Below are 22,243 nucleotides of genomic sequence, written 5' to 3'. Positions count from 1 at the left end.
GGGGTGCCGGCCGGGACACCGGCCGGGGCCCTGACTCCCGGTAGCAGCCGCCTCGTCAGAACCTCTGCCGTCCGCCGCACTTCACGAATGCGACAACTGCCCGGCCCCGCCCCGCCGGCGTATCCGCTCCTGCGCCCGCTCGGTGGCGCGTGCCTGCCGCCGGGCGCGGCGCCGCTCGCGGCGCAGAGCCCGCGCCGTGCTGCTCGGCACCGACACCACGCCGTTGCGCTGGTTCCAGACCTGGCGCGTCACCCACACGTCGAGCGCCCCCCAGGTGGCCGCGATCGTGCTGACCACGCTGCTGATCACCATGGGGAACGCCAGCCATGACCCGGCCATTGTGCACAGGGACGCCACCATGGCCTGAATCAGCGTCACGGCTATGAGGAGGACCGCCCGCACGGCCGCCGTCCGGACCGGATCCGGCAACCGGCGCCGCCGCGCCGGCTCCTCGACCCACAGGGGCCGGTAGTACTGCTGCCCGCGTATGTCACGGTCCCCTTCCGGAGCCAGGGCCCCCGCTCCGAGCGTCATGGTCCCCGATTCGCCGACCGGATCGTCGCGATCGGTCACCCCCGGGTTCCGATGTCCCCTCACCTGCGTCCCACCAGCCTTGGGCGCTTCGCGCCGCTCCGCCGTGCCCATCACCGTGTCACTCCCCACCGCCGGCAGACCGCTCGTTCGTATCCGAAGACCCGTGCTTTCCAGTGGCTGCCCGGCTTGCGCTGTTTTACGCCGCCCGGGTGCGGGATGCGGCTCCTGTGGTCCGTTCCGCCCCCATCTCCCGTAGGGAAGGACGAACAACTGCTCACGAAGATTCCCCGAAACGAAAAGTTTCAGCCAACCGCCCTGGTCGGCCACGGCGATTGGCTCACACGACCGCCATCGGTTTCGGGGAGACAACTCCCGCAATGCCCGGACAACTCACCATGCCTCGTGGCCGGTGCGGAACTTCAGACTCCGGGCTGGCTTCGAGTTCCCCCGGCGTCGGTAGTAGGCTCGCGCCGTTTGTTGACGCACATGTGTACCCCCGGTAGCCCCGGGGGCCCGAGCTGGGGGAGGCCATGCGCTTTCGCGGGAAGTCCATCCGCCGGAAGATCGTGGCGCTGCTTCTCGTGCCGCTGGTGTCCCTGACGGCGATCTGGGCCTTCGCCACGGTGCTCACGGGGCGTGAGGCGGGCGGCCTGTTCAACGTGTCGACCGTGGTGGAGAAGATCGGCTATCCGATGGAGGACACCGTCCGTGTTCTGCAGGAGGAACGCCGCCAGACCCTCGTCTACCTCGCCGACCCCCGCGCCTCCGACGGCCTGGCCGCGCTGCGCCGCAGCCGCACCGCCACCGACGAGGCCGTCGCCGGCATCCGCGACAACGCCCGGAACCCGGACGTGCGCGACGCGATGGGCCGGGACACCGACGAGCAGCTGACCGCGGTCCTGGACGCCTTCGAAGGCATCGAGTCGCTGCGCCGCAGCGTCGAGGACGGCACCGTCAACCGCTCCCAGGCCCTCGACCTCTACAACCGGCTGGTCGACCCGTGCTACGTCCTCCTCACCAACCTGCACGTGGTCGACAACATCGAACTGGACAAGGAGTACCGCGCGCTGGTCAACCTCGCCCGCGCCCGCGAACTTCTCTCCCGCGAGGACGCCCTCCTCGGCTCCGCCCTGATCGTCGGCAGGATCTCCCGCTCCGAAGAGCGCGAGATCTCCGACCTCGTGGCCCAGCGCACCCTGATGTACGACGTCAGCCTCCAGCAGTTGCCCGTCGCGGAACGCGACCGCTACGAGAGCTTCTGGAAGAGCGCCTCCTCCGCTCCACTGCGCGTGGCCGAGGAAGCGGCCCTCGACTCCGGGACGGGAACACCCCGCGGCGTCACCGCGAAGAGCTGGGACAGCGCCGCCGGCAACGTGCTCGACGAACTCGGCACCCTCGACGACCAGGCCAACGACCGCTACCAGGACCGCGTCCACCCCGTGGCCGTGGGCGTCATCGCCAAGGCGGTCATCGCCGGCGCACTCGGCCTGATCGCGCTCCTGCTCTCCCTCTTCCTCTCCGTCCGCGTGGGCCGCACCCTCATCCGCGATCTGCGACAACTGCGCCTGGAGGCCCACGAGGCCTCCGGAGTACGGCTGCCCAGCGTGATGCGCCGCCTCTCCGCGGGCGAGCAGGTCGACGTCGAGACCGAGGTCCCGCGCCTGGAGTACGACAAGAACGAGATGGGCGAGGTGGGCCAGGCCCTCAACACCCTCCAGCGCGCCGCCGTCGAAGCCGCCGTCAAACAGGCCGAACTGCGCGCCGGTGTCTCCGAGGTCTTCGTCAACCTCGCACGCCGCAGCCAGGTCCTGCTCCACAAGCAGCTCACCCTGCTCGACGCGATGGAGCGCCGGACCGAGGACACCGAGGAACTCGCCGACCTGTTCCGCCTCGACCACCTGACGACCCGTATGCGCCGGCACGCCGAGGGCCTCGTGATCCTCTCCGGCGCCGCACCCTCCCGCCAGTGGCGCAAGCCGGTCCAGCTCATGGACGTCGTACGCGCCGCCGTCGCCGAGGTCGAGGACTACGAGCGCATCGAGGTCCGCCGCCTTCCGCGAATCGCCGTCACCGGCCCGGCCGTCGCCGACCTCACGCATCTCGTGGCCGAACTCCTGGAGAACGCCACGGTCTTCTCCCCGCCGCACACCGCCGTGCAGGTCCTGGGCGAGCGGGTCGCCAACGGCTTCACCCTGGAGATCCACGACCGGGGTCTGGGCATGGCCGCCGAAGCGCTGCTGGACGCCAACCTCCGGCTCGCCGAGACACCCGAGTTCGAGCTGTCCGACACCGACCGGCTCGGCCTGTTCGTCGTCAGCCGTCTCGCCCAGCGTCAGAACGTCCGCGTCTCCCTGCAGCCCTCCCCGTACGGCGGCACCACCGCTGTCGTCTTCATCCCCGACGCGCTGCTGACGGACGACGTCCCGGACACCAACGGCCTCGGGTTCCGGCTCGACCGCCCCCAGCTCGCCCCGGACAGCGAGCCGCAGGACGCCCGCCGCGCCGCGCTGTCCCAGGCGCCCGCGCAACGGCACGGCCTGCCCGGCTCCCTCCTGGACGGACCGATCGAGCTGGAGGCCCCCGTCGACCTGGACGCCGCGGGCGACTTCCCCGGCGCCCTAGAGGACCAGGACAGCGAGCACGGCGGCCTGTTCCGCCCCCGCCGCCACTCCCTCGTCCGGTCCGAGGACGACACGGCCGGCCGTCACCCCGATCCGCACCGGCAGACCGCCGACGCCGGCAGCGCACGCGAACGCGCCGACGGCGACGACGAGCCGAGCGCCCCTGTCCCGCTGGCCCGCCGCCACACCCCGAAACTGGTCAGCTCCCACGGCCGCCCGGTCACCGACCAGCGCCCCAGGCGCGGCAGGACCGACGACGAGACCACCACGAGCACCGGCCGAACCGACTCGGGGGTCACCTCCGCACTCCCGTCACGTCGCCGGAGCGGCGAGGCCCTGCCGGACGCGCCGCCGCCCCTGCCGGCCCGCCGCCGGGGGACTGATTCCACTCGCCGGGGCACCGGTGCGGCAGGCCGCAGCGAGGACCCCACCGCATCCCCGGCCCCGCCCGTCGGCGACCGGGCCGAAACGTCCGCTCTCCCCAGGCGGACCCGCCGCGCGGAGATCGCATCGAGCGGCGCGGACGCATCCGACCTCCGCCCCGGCGCCACGCCGGGGAACACAGGCGGACCCGCACACCCCGGGTCCGGCGTACCCCAGGAGACAGCCTCGGCTCCCGCAACCGCACGGCCGGGCGACGGCTCCGGCACCACGCCCCTGCCCCGCCGTGTCCGGCAGGCCAACCTGGCCCCGCAGCTCAAGCGGAGCACCGAGCCCCGCGCGCAGGACAGGTCCGAGCCCGTCGAACGCGACGCGGAGGAAGTACGCAGCCGCATGGCCTCGCTCCAGCGCGGCTGGCAGCGCGGCCGTGAGGAGAACGCCGCGGGCGATTCGGCCCACAGCGGCACAGCATCACAAGGAACGACAGAGGGGGACGGTCGATGACCGCACCGAAGGCGACCGGCCACACCGCTACCAACAAGGGGGAGCTGAACTGGCTCCTCGACGATCTGGTGGCCCGCGTCGCGAGCATCCGCAAGGCCCTCGTGCTCTCCGGCGACGGATTGCCGACCGGGCTGTCCAAGGACCTGACCAGAGAGGACAGCGAGCACCTCGCTGCCGTGGCCTCCGGGTTCCACAGCCTCGCCAAGGGTGTGGGACGCCACTTCGAGGCCGGCAACGTCCGCCAGACCGTCGTCGAACTCGACGACGCCTTCCTGTTCGTGACCGCCGCCGGCGACGGCAGCTGCCTCGCTGTTCTCTCGGACGCCGACTCGGACGTCGGCCAGGTCGCCTACGAGATGACGCTGCTCGTCAAGCGGGTGGGTGTGCATCTGGGCGCCGCTCCGCGCACCGATCTGCCCGCAGGCGGGTAGTGGGATGACATGAGCGCTGACGGTCAGGGAAGAAGCCACTGGTACGACGACGAGGCCGGACCGGTCGTCCGCCCGTACGCCATGACCCGCGGCCGCACCAGCAGCCAGGGCCAGCACCGCCTGGACCTGATCGCGGTCGTGGTCGCGGAACCGCACGCGGACGATCCGGAAGCGGACCACATGCTCTCCCCGGAGCATGTGGACATCGTCGAACTGTGCCGTGACGTCCCGCAGTCGGTCGCCGAACTCGCAGCGGAACTCGACCTGCCGATCGGGGTGGTACGGGTCCTCGTCGGAGATCTCGTGGACGCGGAGTTCGTCCACGTGAACCGGCCCGTGCCCCCGGCCGAGCTGCCGGACGAGAGTATCCTGCGCGACGTGATCAACGGCCTCCGGGCCCTGTGAGCAGCGCGGAAGCGGGTGCTGAGGTGACTGGCCGGCGGTTCCGGATCGACCGAGGCGCCACCTTCACCGATGTCGTCGCACGACACCCGGCAGGCCGGCCGCCCACGGACGTCCGCACCCCGCCGACCGTCACCCGCGCCGTCCGCCAGGCCCTGAGCGCCCCCGCGGACGGCACCGGCCTGCACGCCGTCGGGGAACTCCCGGTCCGGTACGGCGGCGGCGTGCTCGTCATCGCAAACCCGGGCGGCGGAGGCTACGGCCCGCCGTCGCCCGACCCCCATCAATGCAGGAGAAGAGATCGATGATCTTCGGGCGTTCTGAGCGCGGGAAGCCTCCGGTCGAGCCCGTCACGCTCAAGATCCTGGTGGCCGGCGGATTCGGCGTGGGCAAGACCACGCTGGTCGGCGCGGTGAGCGAGATCAGACCGCTGCGCACCGAGGAACTGCTCACCGAGGCCGGGCGCCCGGTGGACGACGTCAGGGGCGTGGAAGGCAAGCACACCACGACCGTGGCCATGGACTTCGGCCGCATCACACTCCGCGAGGACCTGGTGCTGTACCTCTTCGGCACGCCCGGCCAGGAGCGGTTCTGGTTCATGTGGGACGAACTCTCCGAGGGCGCGCTCGGTGCCGTCGTCCTCGCCGACACCCGCCGCCTGGAGGACTCCTTCGCCGCCGTCGACTACTTCGAACGGCGCTCGATACCGTTCCTCGTCGGCGTCAACTGCTTCGAGGGAGCCCCGCGTTACCCGCTTCAGGACGTCCGCCAAGCCCTCGACCTCGACGACGGCGTCCCCCTCTTGATGTGCGACGCCCGCGACCGCGAGTCGGTCAAGGAAGCACTCATCGGCGTCGTCCAGCACGCGATGGCCTACGCGGCCGACCGCCGCCCCACGGTGACCACCTGACGCGGACCGCCGGGGCACGGCCCGCACCCCCGCCGTGACCGGGGTACGGGCCGCAGTCGGAAACGACGCTGCACGCGTGCGTGGCTAGCCTTCGTCGCCCTCCTCCCAGCCGAAGCTCTTCTCCACGGCCTTGCGCCAGTTGTGGTACTCGCGGTCCCGCACCGACGCCTCCATGGACGGCGTCCACTCGACGTCCTTCTGCCAGTGCGCCTTGAGTTCGTCCAGGTCGTTCCACACACCGGTGGCCAGACCGGCCGCGTAGGCGGCGCCCAGACAGGTCGTCTCGGAGACCTTGGGCCGCACCACCGGCACGTCGAGCACGTCCGCCTGGTGCTGCATCAGCAGGTTGTTCTTCGTCATGCCGCCGTCGACCTTGAGGGTGGTGATCTGCACCCCGGAGTCCTGGTACATGGCGTCCACGACCTCGCGCGTCTGCCAGCTCGTCGCCTCCAGCACCGCCCGAGCGAGGTGCGCCTTCGTGACGTACCGGGTCAGCCCGGTGACCACACCCCGCGCGTCGGAACGCCAGTAGGGTGCGAACAGACCGGAGAACGCCGGCACGATGTACGCGCCGCCGTTGTCCTCGACGCTCGCCGCCAGGGGCTCGATCTCGTCGGCGGTACGGATGATGCCGAGCTGGTCGCGGAACCACTGGACCAGTGCGCCCGTGATGGCGATCGCACCCTCCAGGCAGTAGACCGGCGCCTCACTGCCGATCTTGTACCCCATCGTCGTCAGCAGGCCGCTCTTCGACGCCACCGGGCGGTTGCCCGTGTTGAGCAGCAGGAAGCTGCCCGTGCCGTACGTGTTCTTGGCCGTGCCCACGTCGTAGCAGGCCTGCCCGAACACGGCGGCCTGCTGGTCGCCCAGCGCGGAGGCCACGGGCACGCCGGCGAGCTGGCCGACCGCGGTGCCGTACGTCTCCGCGGAGGAGCGGATCTCGGGCAGCATCGCCTCCGGGATGTTCATCGCCGAGAGGATCGAGGGGTCCCACTGGAGGGTCTCCAGGTTCATCAGCATGGTGCGCCCGGCGTTGGTCACGTCGGTGACGTGCTGCCCGCCGTCCGTGCCGCCGGTGAGGTTCCAGATCAGCCAGGAGTCCATCGTGCCGAAGGCGATCTCCCCGCGCTCGGCGCGTGCGCGGAGGTCGGGCACGTTGTCGAGCAGCCAGGCCGCCTTGGGCCCGGAGAAGTACGTGGCCAGCGGCAGCCCCGTCTGCTCGCGGAAACGGTCCTGCCCGTCCGAGCCGCCCAGCTGGTTGCACAGCGAGGCCGTCCGCGTGTCCTGCCAGACGATGGCGTTGTGCACCGGCTTGCCCGTCACGCGGTCCCACAGCAGGGTCGTCTCGCGCTGGTTGGTGATCCCCATGGCGCTCAGCTGGTCGGCCCGTAGACCGGCCTTGGCGAGCGCCCCGGCCACGACCGCCTGCACCTTGGACCAGATCTCGGTGGCGTCGTGCTCCACCCAGCCCGGCTTGGGAAAGATCTGGCGGTGCTCGCGCTGGTCGACGGCGACGATCGCGCCGTCCTGGTCGAAGACGATGCAGCGGCTCGATGTGGTGCCCTGGTCGATCGCTGCGACGTACTTCTCGGCGTTGTCCGTCATGGCTACCTCTTGATCGCTTGGTCAGAAGGCTGCGTTGTAGATGAGGGCCGCGAGAATTCCGCCGACCGCAGGCCCCACCACCGGGACCCAGGAGTACCCCCAGTCGGACGTTCCCTTGTGCGGGATCGGGAGGAATTGGTGCACGATGCGCGGCCCGAGGTCACGTGCCGGGTTGATGGCGTAACCGGTGGGCCCACCGAGCGAGAGACCGATGCCGACGACCAGCAGAGCCACCAGCAGGATCGAGATGCCGGAGCCATAGATTCCGGCTCCCTCGCCCGGGATCGGCCCGATGCCGACACCTTTGACGACCCTGTTGTCGCCGACCAGGGCGAGGATGGGCAGTACCAGGGCGATGGTCGCGAGGATCTCCGTCATCAGGTTGGCGACCGGGTTCCTGATCTCAGGGATGGTGGAGAAGATGCCGAGCGTCGGCACCGGCTCGTCCTCCGTGCCCTCAGTGGTGCCCGTCTTCCGCACGTTGGCCCGGAACTGGGCGAAGTAGACCAGGTACGCGAGGACGGCGCCCAGCATCGCCCCCACTATCTGCCCGAGCAGGTAGACCCAGACCTTGTCCCATACGCCCGTGTCGACGGCGAGGCCGAGTGTGACGGCGGGGTTGATGTGGCCGCCCGACAGCGGGGCGGCGGTGTAGGCGCCGGCCAGGACACCGAATCCCCAGCCGAACGCAATGACGATCCAGCCCGACGCCCTGGCCTTCGAGAATCTCAGGGTGACGGCGGCGCAGACGCCCGCGCCGAACAGGATCAGGATCGCCGTGCCGATGATCTCGCCGACGAAGATGTCTACGTTGCTCATGGCGGCTCCTAGGCCCGGGCCCGGGGACGAACTGCCCCAGACCTCTCGTGCAGGGTGCGTTACCCATGGCTACTTCAGCCGGAGGCAGGGAGATCCCGTGCCCCGCCCGGCATCCGTGATGAGGGTGCCGTCGCAGCCGAATCGCCCGTTCGCGAAAGGGCCTTGGCGCAGGCGCTCCGCGTGCGCAGTGCCGGAATACGCCGCGTATGCACGGCGATGTCGACTGACATCCGGATGTGTTCACCGGCACTGGAAGTGCGTCAAGGTCGCCGACCGCAACGGTTGACGGCCATGTGACGGCCGCCGGGCTCCTGCCGGGCCGGGTGGCCGGTGAACGGCCGTGGCGGCGCCCGGTCGGGTCCTTGTTCAGATCTGTTCGTGGCTCCGCGCGGCCCTTGGTGCGCCGCGCGAGGCCTGGCTGGGGGGCGTCCGACCTCCGCTGGACCGCCGCCGTCGGCGACCGACCAGCGGCACCCTGACCTCCTCGCTTACTCGTGTCCAGGATCTACCTGGTCAGGCGGTTTCTCAACCGCACGAGTCCGGCACGGCTCTTGGCCGTGTGCGGGGCCTGTCGCGGCCCTGCTCGGGCACGGTCCTGAGCTGCGGGACGGGTGCCTCCGGCCCTCGCCCCCGAGGGCGGCCCAGGCACCCTGCGCACCCCTCTCGGCCGCCCGCCGGTACCGGTTCCGACGCGGCTCCCCGGCGGGTCTCGCGCCCGGGCGTGCCTGCCCGGCGCAGCACCCAACTCGCCCCGCGCAACCCGCGCAACGCCTTCGCGGCCTTCTTCAGCGGTGCCGGGCGGGCCGCCGCCTGCCAGTCATCCGCCACCCTGCCCGGCGCGCACAGCACCGTCGCGAGCGACAGCGTGACCGGCCGGCCACCGGTCGACCGGGGAGCGTCCAGCACCGAGGCGGCCAACGGACCGAGACCCTCCGGATCGGTGAGCACCGGAAAGTCGTCCCCGCCGACGTGCCCGACGCGCGCGCCGTCCGCCCCGGCCTGCTGCAGCGCCCGCCCCACCGCACGGATCAGTTCGTCGCACCGCGAACCCGACCCCGTCGTTGACCTGCTTGAAGCGATCGACGTCCAGCCGGCTCAGGGCGAACGGCCACCCGGCCGCGATCCGCCGGTCCACCTCCCCGGTGATCGCGTCCGAGCCGGGCGACCGCGTCAGCGGATCGATCTCTGCCGCCTCCTCCGCCCGCGTCTCGGCCGGCGCCCGTTCGAGGCCCGCGAGCCGTACGACCCACACGCTCCGCCCGTGCTCGTCCGCGACGGCCACGTCGTCCGACGTACGATCCCGCCCGCCGACCGCCACCACGTCCAGCACCTCCCAGGCGGTGGCGTCGCCCCTCACCGTCCGCGGCGCGCCACCGAGCCCGGCCGCGGGCCGGTCGGAGTACGAGCAGCCGGAAGCCGTCCCCGGAGCGCCCGGTGCCGGGAGCGGCGGCGGCCCCGGCGGTCCGGTCGTCCCCACCGAACCAGCCCACCACCAGAGGTGTTCGTGTACGCGCCGCAGCCCCTTTCCGCAGAGCAACCTGACGGAACGTCAAAAGCCGGTCACGTCCTGCCGGGAAACGGCAGGACACCGGCCGGCGGTTGTCGCGCCCCGCTTCCCCGGCAACACCGACTCCTGATAGACGCAGGAGCATGACACGACTCACCGGCGTGGCACGCGCCCTGATCACTGCGGCCGCCGCCCTGCTGGCAGCGACCGCCTCCACCGCCCCCGCCCAGGCCCGGGCCGAGCCCAGGGCGCCGAAGGACTTCGTGGCGCTCGCAAGCGTCGATCCGACGATCCTCCAGGAGATGCGCTACGCCACCCCGCACAACTTCGTCGGCGAACGCATCGACGGCTACCAGCAGCCGGTCTGCGTCCTCACCCGCCCCGCCGCCGACGCCCTCCACAGGGCCCAGAGGAAGCTGCTGGCCCAGGGCTACACGCTCAAGGTCTACGACTGCTACCGGCCACAGCGCGCGGTCGACCACTTCGTCCGCTGGGCCGAGGACCTCGACGACGAGGCGATGAAGGGCGAGTTCTACCCGGACGTCGACAAGACCCGGCTGTTCGCGGACGGCTACATCGCGGAGAAGTCCGGCCACAGCCGCGGATCGACCCTGGATGTCACCCTCGTCAGGCTGCCCGCGAAGCCGACCCGGCCGTACCGCCCCGGAGAGACCCTCGTGCCGTGCTTCGCGCCGCAGGGCGAGCGGTTCCCCGACAACTCGGTCGACATGGGCACCGGCTTCGACTGCTTCGACACCCTCTCGCACACCCTCGACCCGCGCGTCCAGGGCGAACAGCGCGCCAACCGGCTGCTGCTCAAGAGCACCCTAGAAGGTCTCGGCTTCGTGAACCTGGCGCAGGAGTGGTGGCACTACACCTACCAGCCCGAGCCCTACCCGGACACGTACTTCGACTTCCCCGTGTCCAGGAAGTCGCTCGCAGGCCGCCACTGAGCCGCCCGCCCACGACGCCCTCCCCGTGATCGGCTACAGTCCGCCGCGTGTCCGAATATCAGCACTCCAGTTCCAACTCCGCGCCGGACTCCCACTGTTCGAGCTGCGGCGCGCCCTACGGAGAGGGCATCTCCGGCTGGCCCCGCACCTGCCCGGGGTGCGGCACCGTGGCCTACCGCAATCCGCTCCCGGTCGCGGTGGCCCTCCAGCCCGTGTACGACACCAAGGGCACCGCCCTGGTCGTCATCACCCGAACCATCGCTCCCGCGCGCGGGGGCATCGCCCTGCCCGGCGGATACGTCGACCACCGGGAGGACTGGCGGCAGGCCGTCGTACGCGAACTGAGGGAGGAGACCGGCATCGACGCGGTCGGCCGCGACGTACGGCTCGTCGACGCGATGAGCTCGCCCGACGGACACCTGCTGCTGTTCGGCCTCCTCCCGGAACGCCCGGCGGAGGGTCTGCCCGCCTCCGCCGCCACGGACGAGACGGAGGGCCGGCACCTCCTGCGCAGGCCGCAGGAGCTGGCCTTCCCACTGCACACCGTTGCTGTACGGGCCTGGTTCGAGGGCCGGTACTGAGCTCAGCGCTCCCCGGCCCCGCGGACGCGCACGGGGCGGGACGGCCGGCGCACGCCGTCCTCGCCCTCCCGCTCGACGACCACGCGCGAGCCCATCCACCGGGCGGTGTAGCGCTCGATCTCCGGCTCGTCCCACCCGTCACCCCCGTCCGGCACGACCAGGCCGCCACCGGTCCGTCCCCGGGCGGGTGCCCACACCTCCAGTTCGAGTGCTCCGTCCTCCCCGCGAACGGGAAGCACGGCACCCGCGCGCGCGAACACCGGGATCCGCGACACAGGCGCGTCGACTAGCACCTGCCCCGGTCCCTCGTACGCCTCCTCCGTCGCCACGTCGTACCAGCGCCCCCGCGGCAACTGCACGGCACGCCGATCGGCCCCCGGGTCGAGCACCGGCGCCACCAGCAGGCTGTCACCCAGCAGGAAAGCGTCCCCGCAGTCCCGCAGCGCCCGCTCCTCCGGAGCCGTCCACCACAGGGGCCGCACATAGGGCGCTCCGGTACGCTGGGCCAGGTGCGCCAGCGTCATGAAGTACGGCAGCAGCCGCCGGCGTTCCACGAGCGCCACGCGCGCGTGCTCCAGCACCTCGGTCCCGAACTCCCACGGCTCCCTTCGCCCCGCCCGCAGACTGGCATGCGTACGGAACAGCGGAAGGTAGGCGCCCAGCTGGAACCACCGCAGATACAGCTCGGGTGACGGATCACCGTCGAAGCCCCCGACGTCCGGCCCCGAGTACGGGACGCCGCACAGCCCCAGCCCCATCACCAGCGCCAGGGACGCGCGCAGCCCGGGCCAGCCGGTGGCCACGTCCCCCGACCACGCCCCGCCGTAGCGCTGCATGCCGGCCCACCCCGAGCGGGAGAAGAGGAACGGCCGCTCCTGCGGCGCGAGTCTCCGCAGCCCTTCGAAGCCCGCCCGCGCCATGCACAGCGCGTACACGTTGTGCGCCTCGCGATGATCACCACCCCGCCCCTCCAGGGAGTGCCGCGCCGAACGCGGCAGCGTCGACTCCCCGAAGGCGGTGAACGACGTCGGCTCGTTCATGTCGTGCCAGAAACCCGAGAACCCCTGCTCGAGCCGCTCCTCGTAGAGACCGCCCCACCACTCACGCACACCCGCGTGCGTGAAGTCCGCGAACACCGCCTCCCCGGGCCACGCGACACCCTCCACGACCTCACCCGCCGCGTCCCGCACGAACGCGTCCTCAGCCGTCCCGCCGTCATACACGGAGTTGCCGGGCAGCGCCCTGACGGCCGGGTCGACGACCGACACCAGCCGGATGCCGTCCCGCCGGAGCTCCTCGGCCAGGACGGGCAGTTTCGGGAAGCGGTCCTGGTCGACGGTGAACACCTGGTGCGCGTCCAGGTGGTCGATGTCCAGGTGCACGGCGTCGAGCGGCAGCCCGTGCTCCAGACAGCCCGCGACGGCCCTCCGCACCTCCTGCTCACTGCCGAACCCCCACCGCGCGTGATGACCGAGCGCCCACGCGGGCGGCAGCGCGGGCGCCCCGGTGAGCGAGGCCCAGGCGAGCAGCACGCGCGCGGGGGTGCCCGCCATGACCCAGCAGCGCAGTGGCCCCCCGTCCATGCGCAGCTCGCTCGTCCCGGCGCGGTCATGCCCGGAACCCGCGCCCTCCTCGCCCTCCCGCAGCGTCACCGTGCCGTCCCACGAGCTGTCGTGGAACACCAGATGCGTACCGCCGTCCGACACCACCAGCTGCACCGGCATCGTGACGTGGAGCGGGTCGTCACCAGGCGCGAACGGACGGCCCGGGTCGGTGTTCCACAGCCGGTACGTCCCGTCCGGCAGCCGAGGGCCCGACGCACGTCCGCCCAGCCCGAAGAACCGGGCGTCGGCGGCCACCTCCGACCGCTGCATCCACCGCGCCGGGCCGCCACCGACCGGCTCCCACCACCGCGGCGGCAGATCGCGCCGCAGGGTCACGCCGCCGGGCGTCTGCACCTCCACCGCGCCGTGCCGCGAGACGACGACCGTCACGCGCTCGGCCACCACCCGCCAGCCGCCGTCCGTGTCCGGCTCCAGCCTCGCCCGCGGATCCGGCTCCGGACACCGGCCGGCCAACGCGTACGACGGCTCCGGCTCGGCCCCGTCCCAGCCCCAGAAGACGGCCCCGTTCACCGCGACGAGAATCCGCAGCTCCGACCGGCTGAACCGGACGACACCGCCCCCGGGGCCCGGCTCCACCGCCTGCACGGGCCCGGGCACCCGCGCCCGCTCCGCCCCCCGCGACGGCAGCCCGGTGGCGTCGGCCCGCCGCCTGCGCCACGCTGCTCGTACGGTACGCACACCCTGCGCCGCCCCCACCGAAGCCACCGCTTTCACCGAACGCACAAGGTCACGACCGTTCATGCTGCTCACCCTGCCACTGACGGCCCCACGCGGGTGTGTCGTTCAACTGCCGTTCACCCGTGCCAGGACCACATCTTCACGACACGGACTATGTGGGGCGCACCCTGGTGCCGACATCCATCACATGGCATTGTCCGTGCCAGCCGCTCACGCGCACACCCCAGCCCGTGCGCGGAGGACGCACACCACGCGCACAGTCCGGGAGCCGACCATGTCGACCGTCAATGCCCAGCCGCTCTGGCAGCCCGACCCCGAGCGCATCGCCCGGGCGCGGATCACCAGGTTCCAGGCCTGGGCCGCCGAGCAGCACGGCGCCCCCGCCGAGGGCGGTTACGCGGCCCTGCATCGCTGGTCCCTGGAGGAGCTGGACACCTTCTGGAAAGCCGTCACGGAGTGGTTCGACGTCCGCTTCTCGGCCCCCTGGGCGCGCGTGCTCGGCGACCGTTCGATGCCGGGCGCCCAGTGGTTCCCCGGGGCAACCGTCAACTACGCCGAACACGCTCTGCGCGCCGCCGGCACCCACGCGGACGAGCCGGCCCTCCTGCACGTCGACGAGACGCACCAACCACTCCCCGTCACCTGGGCGGAACTGCGCCGTCAGGTCGGCTCCCTGGCCGCCGAGCTGCGCGCCCTCGGCGTACGCCCCGGGGACCGCGTCAGCGGCTACCTCCCCAACGTCCCGCAGGCCGTGGTGGCCCTCCTCGCCACAGCCGCCGTCGGCGGCGTCTGGACCTCCTGCGCGCCCGACTTCGGCGCCCGCAGCGTCCTCGACCGCTTCCAGCAGGTCGAACCCGTCGTCCTGTTCACCGTCGACGGCTACCGCTACGGCGGCAAGGAGCACGACCGGCGCGAGATCGTCGCCGAGCTGCGCCGCGAACTGCCCACCCTGCGCGCCGTCGTCCACATCCCCCTCCTGGGCACCGAGGCACCGGAGGGAGCCTTGGACTGGTCGGCCCTCACCTCCGCCGACACGGAACCCGTCTTCGAGCAGGTGCCCTTCGACCACCCCCTGTGGGTGCTCTACTCCTCCGGCACCACCGGTCTGCCCAAGGCCATCGTCCAGTCCCAGGGCGGCATCCTCGTCGAGCACCTCAAGCAACTCGGCCTGCACTGCGACCTCGGCCCCGAGGACCGCTTCTTCTGGTACACGTCGACCGGCTGGATGATGTGGAACTTCCTCGTCTCAGGCCTGCTCACCGGCACCACGATCGTCCTCTACGACGGCAGCCCCGGCTATCCGGACACCGGCGCCCAGTGGCGCATCGCCGAACGCACGAAGGCCACCCTCTACGGCACCTCGGCCGCCTACGTCATGGCCTGCCGCAAGGCCGGCGTCCACCCGTCCCGCGACTTCGACCTCTCCTCCGTCCAGTGCGTCGCCACCACCGGCTCCCCCCTTCCGCCCGACGGCTTCCGCTGGCTGCACGACGAGGTCCGCGACGACCTGTGGATCGCCTCCGTCAGCGGCGGCACCGACGTCTGCTCCTGCTTCGCCGGCGCCGTACCGACCCTCCCGGTCCACGTCGGCGAGCTCCAGGCCCCCTGCCTCGGCACCGACCTGCAGTCCTGGGACCCGAGCGGCAACTCCCTGATCGACGAGGTCGGCGAGCTCGTCGTCACCAACCCCATGCCGTCGATGCCCATCCGTTTCTGGAACGACCCCGACGGCAGCCGCTACCACGACAGCTACTTCGACACCTACCCCGGCGTGTGGCGGCACGGCGACTGGATCACCGTCACCTCCCGCGGCTCCGTGGTCATCCACGGCCGCTCCGACTCCACGCTCAACCGCCAGGGCGTCCGCATGGGATCCGCCGACATCTACGAAGCCGTGGAACGCCTCCCCGAGATCAGGGAGTCCCTCGTCATCGGCATCGAACAGCCGGACGGCGGCTACTGGATGCCCCTCTTCGTCCACCTGGCTCCCGGCGCCGTCCTCGACGAGGCCCTGCTTAACCGCATCAAGCGGACCATCCGCGAGCAGCTTTCCCCGCGCCACGTGCCCGACGAGATCATCGAGGTGCCCGGCGTCCCCCACACCCTCACGGGCAAGCGCATCGAGGTACCGGTCAAGCGCCTCCTCCAGGGCACCCCGCTGGAGAAGGCGGTCAACGCGGGTTCCATCGACAACCTGGATCTGCTGCACTTCTACGAGGATCTGGCCCGCAAACGGGCCTGACCGTCAGCCTCCATAGGTCGCCTCGGACTCACCGGACACGGCGGTGAAGTCCGAGGCCAGCCGCACCGCCTCGGCAGGCTCGAGCCCGGCGACGGAGATCCGAACACCCGGGCCGGACGACAGCCGGAACCGCGCTCCCGCCGCGACCCACCAGCCGTACGACCGCAGTCCGTTCACCACAGCCGACTCGTCCCGCACCGGCACCCACACGTTCATCCCGCTCGCCCCGTGCGCCTCGAAACCCCGCCCGCGGAGCTCCCCGAGCAGTGCGTCCCGCCGCAGCGCGTACGTCTCCCCGGCTCGTGCCACCAGCGCACGCGTGCCGTCGTCGGTCAGCAGGCCGTGCACCGTCTCCTGGAGCAGATGGCTGACCCAGCCCGAGGTCAGCAGCAGCCGTCCGTCGTGCCGCGCCAGCGTGGTCGGGTCACAGGCCGCCGCGGCCCAGCGCAGGTCGGACCCCAGGAACTTGCTCGCCGTCCGCACGTGCACCCAGCGCGTCAGCGCTCCGGCGGTCAGTGAGTGCAGGGGAGCTCCGGCGACGGCGGAGGCGTGGTCGTTCTCCACGACCAGCACGTCGGGCTCGTCGCGGAGCAGGCCGGCAAGCGTGTCCCGGCGCTCTGCGGAGAAGCACCCGCCGTACGGATTCTGTGCCCGCGGACTGCACACCACCGCCCGCGCGCCCGCCCGAAGGGCACCACTCAAGGCCTCGGGGCGCATGCCCTCGTCGTCCACGGCCACAGGGACGGCCCGCAGCCCCAAGGCCGTCAGCAGATCCAGCAGATGGTGGTACCCCGGGTCCTCCATGGCGACGGCGTCGCCCGGCCGCAGCTCGACGGAGAGCAGCCGCCCGATCAGATCCAGCGCACCGTGCGCGAAGGTCACCTGCTCCACGGGCACCCCGTCACGCCGGAACAGGTCCCGTACCGCGTCTTCCAGCCGCGCCAGCCTGGGCGTCGAACGATGCGACCGCGCCGTCGTGGACAGGCCCGAGGACGGGACGAGGCCTGGAAGCAGCCGGGGATCGGGGTGGCCGCCGGCCAGGTCACGCAGTCCTTCGGGGACTCTGGGCGGCCTCCGGGACGCCACCGCGGGTTGAGGTGCGACCACGGTCCCACCCCGCCCGCGGGTGACCACGATGCCGCGTTGCCGCAACTCCTTGTAGGCCGTGGCGACCGTTCCCGGACTCACCCCCAGTTCGTCCGCCAGCCGCCGCACCGGCGGCAGTACGGCCCCCGGCCCCAAGGCCCCCTCTGCCACGCCGCGTTCGACGGACGCGGCAATCCCCTTGGCCGTCGTTCCACTGATCCCATATTGTGTTGCCACATTAAATAGTATGTATCAATACATATCTTGGGGCAAGGGGGAGCCGTGCATCCAGCGCGCCGATCAGCGGCATGGTCGAGACGCATTCCCGGAGGCCTCGACGGACGAAGAATGCTCGCCGCCGCCCTCGTCGACCGCGTGGGCAGCGGCCTGTGGGCATCCGTCGCCGTCCTCTACTTCACGTACGTCGCCGGCCTCACCGTCGCCGAAGTCGGCACCCTCGTCGCCGCCGCCGGAGCCATCGGCATCGCTGGTGCACCCCTGGCCGGCCGTATCGCGGACCGGATTCCCCTCACCCGCGTCCTGATCGCCGTCCAGGTCGCGCGAGCCCTGGCCTCACTGGCCCTCCTCACGACCGACACCTACGCGCTGCTGCTCGCCTACTGCGCCGTCGGCGGCCTCGCAGACCGCGCGGCGAGCGTCCTCACCAGGCTCTACGCCACCCGCGTCGCCGGACCGGACCGCGTCCGCTATCAGGCCGTCCACCGAACCGTCGCCAACGCCGGCTGGGCCCTGGGCGGCCTCGCGGCCGCCGGCGCCCTCGCCCTCGGCACCACCAGCGCGTACCAGTGGCTCCTCGCGGGCGATGCCCTGTCCTTCATCTGCTACGCGCTCATCACCCGGCGCTGCGGCGAACCTCCGTCCCCCTCCCGCACCGTCGCCACCTCGAAGGACACCGCCCCCACGGCCGAGCCCGCCCACCCCTGGCGCGACCGCACCTATCTCGCCTACGTCGCCACCGAGACCGTCCTCTTCCTCGACGACGCCGTCTTCAAGGTCGGCCTGCCCCTGTGGATCGCCCACGCGAGCGACGCACCGCACGGCCTCGCACCCCTGCTGATGGTCCTCAACAACGTGCTGGTCGTGGCTCTCCAGGTTCCGCTCTCCCGGTTCGGCGCCACCACCACAGCCGCCCGCACCCTCCTGCTCCCCCTCTCTGCCGTCTTCGCCCTCGGCGGTGTCACCATGGCCCTCTCGGCCACGAAAGGCGCCGCGACCGCCACCGTCCTCCTCACCGCATCCGCCGTTCTCTTCACCCTCGCCGAAATGCTCCACGCCACCATCTCCTGGGAACTCTCCGTCGCTCTCGCCCCCGAGACCGCCCAGGGCAGCTACCTCGGAGTCCACGGCCTGGCCCAGTCCGCCCAGCGCAGCATCGGACCACTCGCCGTCACCACGGCCATCGCCACGGGCCCCATCGGCTGGGCCACCTTCGGCGCCACCATCGCCCTGACCTGCGCGATCCAGCACCGCCTCGTCCGCGACCGCCTCGCCGGACGCCACTGTCAGTGCGGCCGATTACTGTGAGTGAGCATTGATCGACCGCGCAACAGGGGGACACAATGGCGCACACCGACAACCGGACCTTGCGACGCGTCCTGCGCCGCGAAATCGCCGGCACCATCGGCCTGCTGACCGACGAGCACGACTTCCGAGCCATGCGGCGCTACCGCAGCTTCACGTTCGACGATCACACGAGCTACCTCAAACACGTCGAAGGGCTCCTCAGGACACGCGCCCTGCAAGGCAGCCACACCACGGTGGCCCTCTTCGACCCCGAGGAGTACGCCGAGTTCTGCACGCAACAGGGCCTCGACCCCGACAACCCGTCGAGCCGCACCCGCTTCACAGCGCAACTCGCGGTCACCGGCCCGACCCTGCCGTACGAGGGCCAGCCGCTGGCCGACCTCCTCGCGTCCCTCGTCGACGAGGCCGTCCGACAGGCCACCTGGGAGTACGCGACGACACTCCTCGCCCGCCTGGGCGCCTGCACGGCCTGCGGTGAGGACATCGGACGCGCCGCCTTCACCCGCGCCTCGGGCCTCCTCGTCCGCATCCTCGCCACGGCGCCGCCCGGCGACCGGCACCTCGTCTGCAGTGTCACCGGCCCACCCGAGACCCTCATCGCCGCCCTCCACGTCGCCGACGACGGCAGCACCCCGGAACTGGACGAGACGGAGGCGCTGGAGTTCACCACCGTCCTCGCCCTGGGCCTGGCCACCCGAAGCCCCGGAGGCCTCGTCATCCGCGCCGGCGCCCCAGGCACCCCCGACCGCGTCTACGGCTGGCGCCTTCGCTGCTACGGACTCGAACCCCTCACCGCAGGAGAGGTCTTCGACGCCTACTGCACCGACATCGAATCGGGAGACCTCATCTCCCCGGAATCCAACGTCGACTACTGCGCGCCCCCCGACCTCGGGGACGAGAAACCCACACAAGGACACCACCACTGAAACGCGGGAGGGGCGCCCCACCTCGGTGGAGCGCCCCTCCCGGGCAGCCTCGGCCGGGCGGTCTACTCGCCCGACAACACCGCCTGCGCCGCGCTGCGCGCGTCCTCAGCACTGTCCGTCGCCCGCGCCGCCGCAGCGGCCCGCTCGCACTGCGCCAGCGTGTACTTGGCCAGGGTCGCCCGCACGTAGGGAATCGACGCCGCGCCCATCGAGAGCGAGGTGACGCCCAGACCAGCCAGCACACACGCGAGCAGCGGGTCGGACGCGGCCTCGCCGCAGACGCCACAGCTCTTGCCCTCGGCCTTCGCCGCCTCGGCGGACAGCGCAACCAGGTCGAGCAGCGCGGGCTGCCACGGGTCCTGCAGACGGGAGACCGCACCCACCTGACGGTCGGCGGCGAAGGTGTACTGCGCCAGGTCGTTCGTGCCCAGCGACAGGAACTCGACCTCCTGCAGGATCGAGCGGGCCCGCAGCGCGGCCGACGGGATCTCGACCATCGCGCCGAACTTCGCCCGCAGCCCGGCGTCACGGCACGCGTCCGCGAACGCCCGGGCATCGGTGCGGTCCGCCACCATCGGGGCCATGACCTCGAGGTAGACCGGCAGCCCCTCCGCGGCCTTCGCGAGCGCGGTCAGCTGCGTGCGCAGGACCTCCGGGTGGTCGAGCAGCGTCCGCAGACCACGCACGCCGAGCGCCGGGTTCGGCTCGTCGGCCGGCGTGAGGAAGTCCAGCGGCTTGTCCGCACCGGCGTCCAGCACCCGCACCACGACACGCCCCTCGGGGAACGCCTCGAGGACCTGCCGGTACGCGGCGACCTGCTTGTCCTTGGCCGGCGCCTGCTTGCTGTCGTCCAGGAAGAGGAACTCGGTGCGGAAGAGACCGACACCCTCGGCACCGGCCTCGACGGCGGCCGCCACATCCGCGGGACCACCGATGTTCGCGAGCAGCGGCACCTTGTGTCCGTCCGCGGTGGCACCAGGCCCGGTCGAGGCCGCCAGCGCGGCCTTGCGCTCGGCGGCAGCAGCCTCGAGCTGAGCCTTCTTCTCATCGCTCGGGTCCACGAAGATCTCACCCGTGCTGCCGTCGACCGCGATCATCGTGCCCTCGGCGAGCTCACCGGCACCCGGCAGCGCCACCACGGCCGGCACACCGAGCGCCCGCGCCAGAATCGCGCTGTGACTGGTCGGACCGCCCTCCTCGGTGACGAAACCGAGCACCAGAGTCGGGTCCAGCAGCGCGGTGTCGGCAGGCGCGAGGTCACGGGCCACGAGGACGTAGGGCTCGTCGCTGTCCGGGACACCCGGCATCGGCACCCCCAGCAGACGGGCGACGATACGGTTCCGCACGTCGTCGAGGTCGGCCACCCGACCGGCGAGGTACTCACCGGCACCCGCCAGCAGCTCGCGGTACGAGGCGAACGCGTCGTACACCCCGCGCTCGGCCGTACTGCCCACGGCGATCCGCCGCTCCACATCGGCCATCAGCTCAGGGTCCTGGGCCATCATGGCCTGCGCCTCGAGCACCGCCTGGGCCTCACCCCCGGCCAGATTGCCGCGCGCCATCAGATCGGCCGCCACTGCCTCCACAGCCTTGCGGGCGCGCCCCTGCTCACGCTCCGCTTCCTCCGCGGGGATCTGCTTCGCAGGCGGCTCGAGGACCGCCGTTCCCATGTGCCGAACCTCGCCGATCGCCACACCGTGGCTGACGCCGACGCCTCGCAGCGTTGTCTCCATCTCACCCGTCTCCGGTAGTGCGACGGCTCCCGCCGCCGCGTTTGTTTGTCGTACTCGCCGTCTGAGGACGGCCATGACGTCACTTCCAGAGGAAGAGACTGTCGCCGGCCTTCACATCGCCGTTGTCGCGAAGATCCGAGAGGGCCTCGGCCGTGGCTTCCAGCGCCACGACCGGGCAGACCGCGGACTTGCCGGCGGCCTCGACGGCGGCCGGGTTCCAGCGCACGATGCTCTGACCGCGGCCGACGAGGTCGCCCTTGTTGACGAGCAACTCGAACCCCTCGCCGTTGAGTTGCACGGTGTCGATGCCGAGGTGGGTGAGCACGCCGTGTCCGCTCGGGTCCACGACGACGAACGCGTGCGGGTGCAGGGAGACGATGATGCCGTCCACGGGAGAGACTGCCTCGGAAGGCTCACGTACGGGGTCGATCGCTGTGCCCGGGCCGACCATGGCCCCGGAGAAGACGGGATCCGGCACGGCTGCCAGTCCGATGGCGCGTCCTGCGAGCGGGGACGTCACGGTGGTCATGGGAAGCCTCCCAGGGGTGGAGATCGATATGGCCGTCCCTGTAGGTACCGGACGGCGCACTGTTCAGCAGCGTATGTCACCTGAAGTGCCGGATCCTCGCGAGCACCCCGAAGTGGTCTAGACCATACCTCAGAGGGATTTGCGCGCGCTCCACGGCCGCGTGTACAGTCGTACTCCTGCATGGGGCTGAGCGACGCGATCTCGCGCCCTGGCCCGGCAGCAACCAACTCGTCAGATCCTATCTCTGGGTCGCCTTCTGCATGCCTGCAGGACGGTGGTCAGAGGGCCGGAAAAACGCTGATAGAGTTGGGGACATCGAAGGGAAGCGCCCGGAGGAAAGCCCGAGAGGGTGAGTACAAAGGAAGCGACCGTTCCTTGAGAACTCAACAGCGTGCCAAAAGTCAACGCCAGATATGTTGATACCCCGTCTCCAGCATCTGCTGGGGCGAGGTTCCTTTGAAAAAACACAGCGAGGACGCTGTGAACGGCCGGGCTTATTCCGCCTGGCTGTTCCGCTCTCGTGGTGTCGACCGGATTACCGGTACACATTCACGGAGAGTTTGATCCTGGCTCAGGACGAACGCTGGCGGCGTGCTTAACACATGCAAGTCGAACGATGAACCACTTCGGT

The 22,243-nt window shown here is 71.3% G+C and carries 16 protein-coding genes, 1 rRNA gene and 1 pseudogene; 10 read left to right on the top strand and 8 right to left on the bottom strand.

Translation table 11 applies throughout. The features are described from left to right. Window positions 1-81 precede the first annotated feature (81 nt). Window positions 82-534, bottom strand: a complete 453-nt coding sequence (locus ACWD1U_RS17950) for a hypothetical protein (RefSeq protein WP_451108964.1) — start codon at window positions 532-534, stop codon at window positions 82-84. A gap of 530 nt (window positions 535-1,064) precedes the next feature. On the opposite strand from ACWD1U_RS17950, the gene ACWD1U_RS17945 reads away from it, so the two are divergent. The 4 genes from ACWD1U_RS17945 (at window position 1,065) to ACWD1U_RS17930 (ending at window position 5,783) form a co-directional block, all read left to right on the top strand. Then, on the top strand, window positions 1,065-4,040 hold the full coding sequence (locus tag ACWD1U_RS17945; protein WP_451108530.1) for a nitrate- and nitrite sensing domain-containing protein: 2,976 nt from the start codon (window positions 1,065-1,067) through the stop codon (window positions 4,038-4,040). After that, window positions 4,037-4,471, top strand: a complete 435-nt coding sequence (locus ACWD1U_RS17940) for a roadblock/LC7 domain-containing protein (protein ID WP_451108528.1) — start codon at window positions 4,037-4,039, stop codon at window positions 4,469-4,471. Before ACWD1U_RS17945 ends, ACWD1U_RS17940 begins: the two co-directional genes overlap by 4 nt. 9 nt (window positions 4,472-4,480) lie before the next feature. Then, a complete protein-coding gene (locus tag ACWD1U_RS17935) occupies window positions 4,481-4,876 on the top strand; it encodes a DUF742 domain-containing protein (protein WP_451108526.1) in 396 nt (131 codons plus the stop codon). Window positions 4,877-5,177: 301 nt separating this feature from the next. Further along, window positions 5,178-5,783: a GTP-binding protein gene (locus ACWD1U_RS17930; protein WP_451108525.1), complete on the top strand. Its 606-nt coding sequence runs from the start codon at window positions 5,178-5,180 to the stop codon at window positions 5,781-5,783. Window positions 5,784-5,867: 84 nt separating this feature from the next. On the opposite strand, the gene glpK is transcribed toward ACWD1U_RS17930, so the two are convergent. From glpK to ACWD1U_RS17915, 3 genes and pseudogenes are all read right to left on the bottom strand, one after another. Continuing rightward, complete coding sequence (glpK, locus tag ACWD1U_RS17925; protein ID WP_451108523.1) at window positions 5,868-7,388, bottom strand: glycerol kinase GlpK; 1,521 nt, start codon at window positions 7,386-7,388, stop codon at window positions 5,868-5,870. 21 nt (window positions 7,389-7,409) lie between these two features. Continuing rightward, window positions 7,410-8,207, bottom strand: a complete 798-nt coding sequence (locus tag ACWD1U_RS17920; protein ID WP_451108521.1) for an MIP/aquaporin family protein — start codon at window positions 8,205-8,207, stop codon at window positions 7,410-7,412. 672 nt (window positions 8,208-8,879) lie between these two features. After that, window positions 8,880-9,609: pseudogene (locus ACWD1U_RS17915) on the bottom strand (diguanylate cyclase domain-containing protein); the annotation flags it as partial. Window positions 9,610-9,857: 248 nt separating this feature from the next. Between ACWD1U_RS17915 and ACWD1U_RS17910 the strand changes: the two are divergent. Next, window positions 9,858-10,667, top strand: a complete 810-nt coding sequence (locus ACWD1U_RS17910; RefSeq protein ID WP_451108519.1) for a M15 family metallopeptidase — start codon at window positions 9,858-9,860, stop codon at window positions 10,665-10,667. A 47-nt stretch (window positions 10,668-10,714) separates the two neighbouring features. After that, window positions 10,715-11,248, top strand: coding sequence for an NUDIX domain-containing protein (locus ACWD1U_RS17905; protein ID WP_451108517.1), 534 nt, complete (start codon window positions 10,715-10,717; stop codon window positions 11,246-11,248). Between the two features lie 2 nt (window positions 11,249-11,250). Here ACWD1U_RS17905 and ACWD1U_RS17900 read toward each other — a convergent pair whose 3' ends face one another. Next, the gene (locus tag ACWD1U_RS17900) at window positions 11,251-13,614 is read right to left on the bottom strand and encodes a glycoside hydrolase family 31 protein (RefSeq protein WP_451108516.1); all 2,364 of its coding nucleotides are present in this window, start codon (window positions 13,612-13,614) and stop codon (window positions 11,251-11,253) included. Between the two features lie 211 nt (window positions 13,615-13,825). On the opposite strand from ACWD1U_RS17900, the gene ACWD1U_RS17895 reads away from it, so the two are divergent. After that, window positions 13,826-15,793 carry an acetoacetate--CoA ligase gene (locus ACWD1U_RS17895; RefSeq protein ID WP_451108515.1) on the top strand — a complete coding sequence of 656 codons (1,968 nt, stop codon included), beginning with the start codon at window positions 13,826-13,828 and terminating at the stop codon, window positions 15,791-15,793. A gap of 3 nt (window positions 15,794-15,796) precedes the next feature. Here ACWD1U_RS17895 and ACWD1U_RS17890 read toward each other — a convergent pair whose 3' ends face one another. Next, window positions 15,797-17,116: an aminotransferase class I/II-fold pyridoxal phosphate-dependent enzyme gene (locus tag ACWD1U_RS17890; RefSeq protein WP_451108513.1), complete on the bottom strand. Its 1,320-nt coding sequence runs from the start codon at window positions 17,114-17,116 to the stop codon at window positions 15,797-15,799. A gap of 111 nt (window positions 17,117-17,227) precedes the next feature. On the opposite strand from ACWD1U_RS17890, the gene ACWD1U_RS17885 reads away from it, so the two are divergent. Then, a complete protein-coding gene (locus ACWD1U_RS17885; RefSeq protein WP_451108512.1) occupies window positions 17,228-18,424 on the top strand; it encodes an MFS transporter in 1,197 nt (398 codons plus the stop codon). Between the two features lie 35 nt (window positions 18,425-18,459). Continuing rightward, on the top strand, window positions 18,460-19,350 hold the full coding sequence (locus ACWD1U_RS17880; protein ID WP_451108510.1) for a hypothetical protein: 891 nt from the start codon (window positions 18,460-18,462) through the stop codon (window positions 19,348-19,350). Between the two features lie 62 nt (window positions 19,351-19,412). Here the strand turns inward: ACWD1U_RS17880 and ptsP are convergent, their stop codons facing one another. Together ptsP and ACWD1U_RS17870 are read right to left on the bottom strand one after the other, a co-directional pair. Next, window positions 19,413-21,083 (bottom strand): phosphoenolpyruvate--protein phosphotransferase, encoded by a 1,671-nt coding sequence (gene ptsP, locus ACWD1U_RS17875; RefSeq protein WP_451108508.1) that lies wholly within the window; start codon window positions 21,081-21,083, stop codon window positions 19,413-19,415. Window positions 21,084-21,162: 79 nt separating this feature from the next. Beyond that, window positions 21,163-21,612 (bottom strand): PTS sugar transporter subunit IIA, encoded by a 450-nt coding sequence (locus ACWD1U_RS17870; RefSeq protein WP_451108506.1) that lies wholly within the window; start codon window positions 21,610-21,612, stop codon window positions 21,163-21,165. Window positions 21,613-22,160: 548 nt separating this feature from the next. On the opposite strand from ACWD1U_RS17870, the gene ACWD1U_RS17865 reads away from it, so the two are divergent. Continuing rightward, window positions 22,161-22,243 (top strand): 16S ribosomal RNA (locus ACWD1U_RS17865); the annotation flags it as partial.

The sequence above is a fragment of the Streptomyces sp. NPDC002788 genome, from assembly GCF_053592115.1.
Note: the sequence above shows the minus strand (reverse complement) of the source record. Positions and strands in the feature narration are given on the sequence as shown.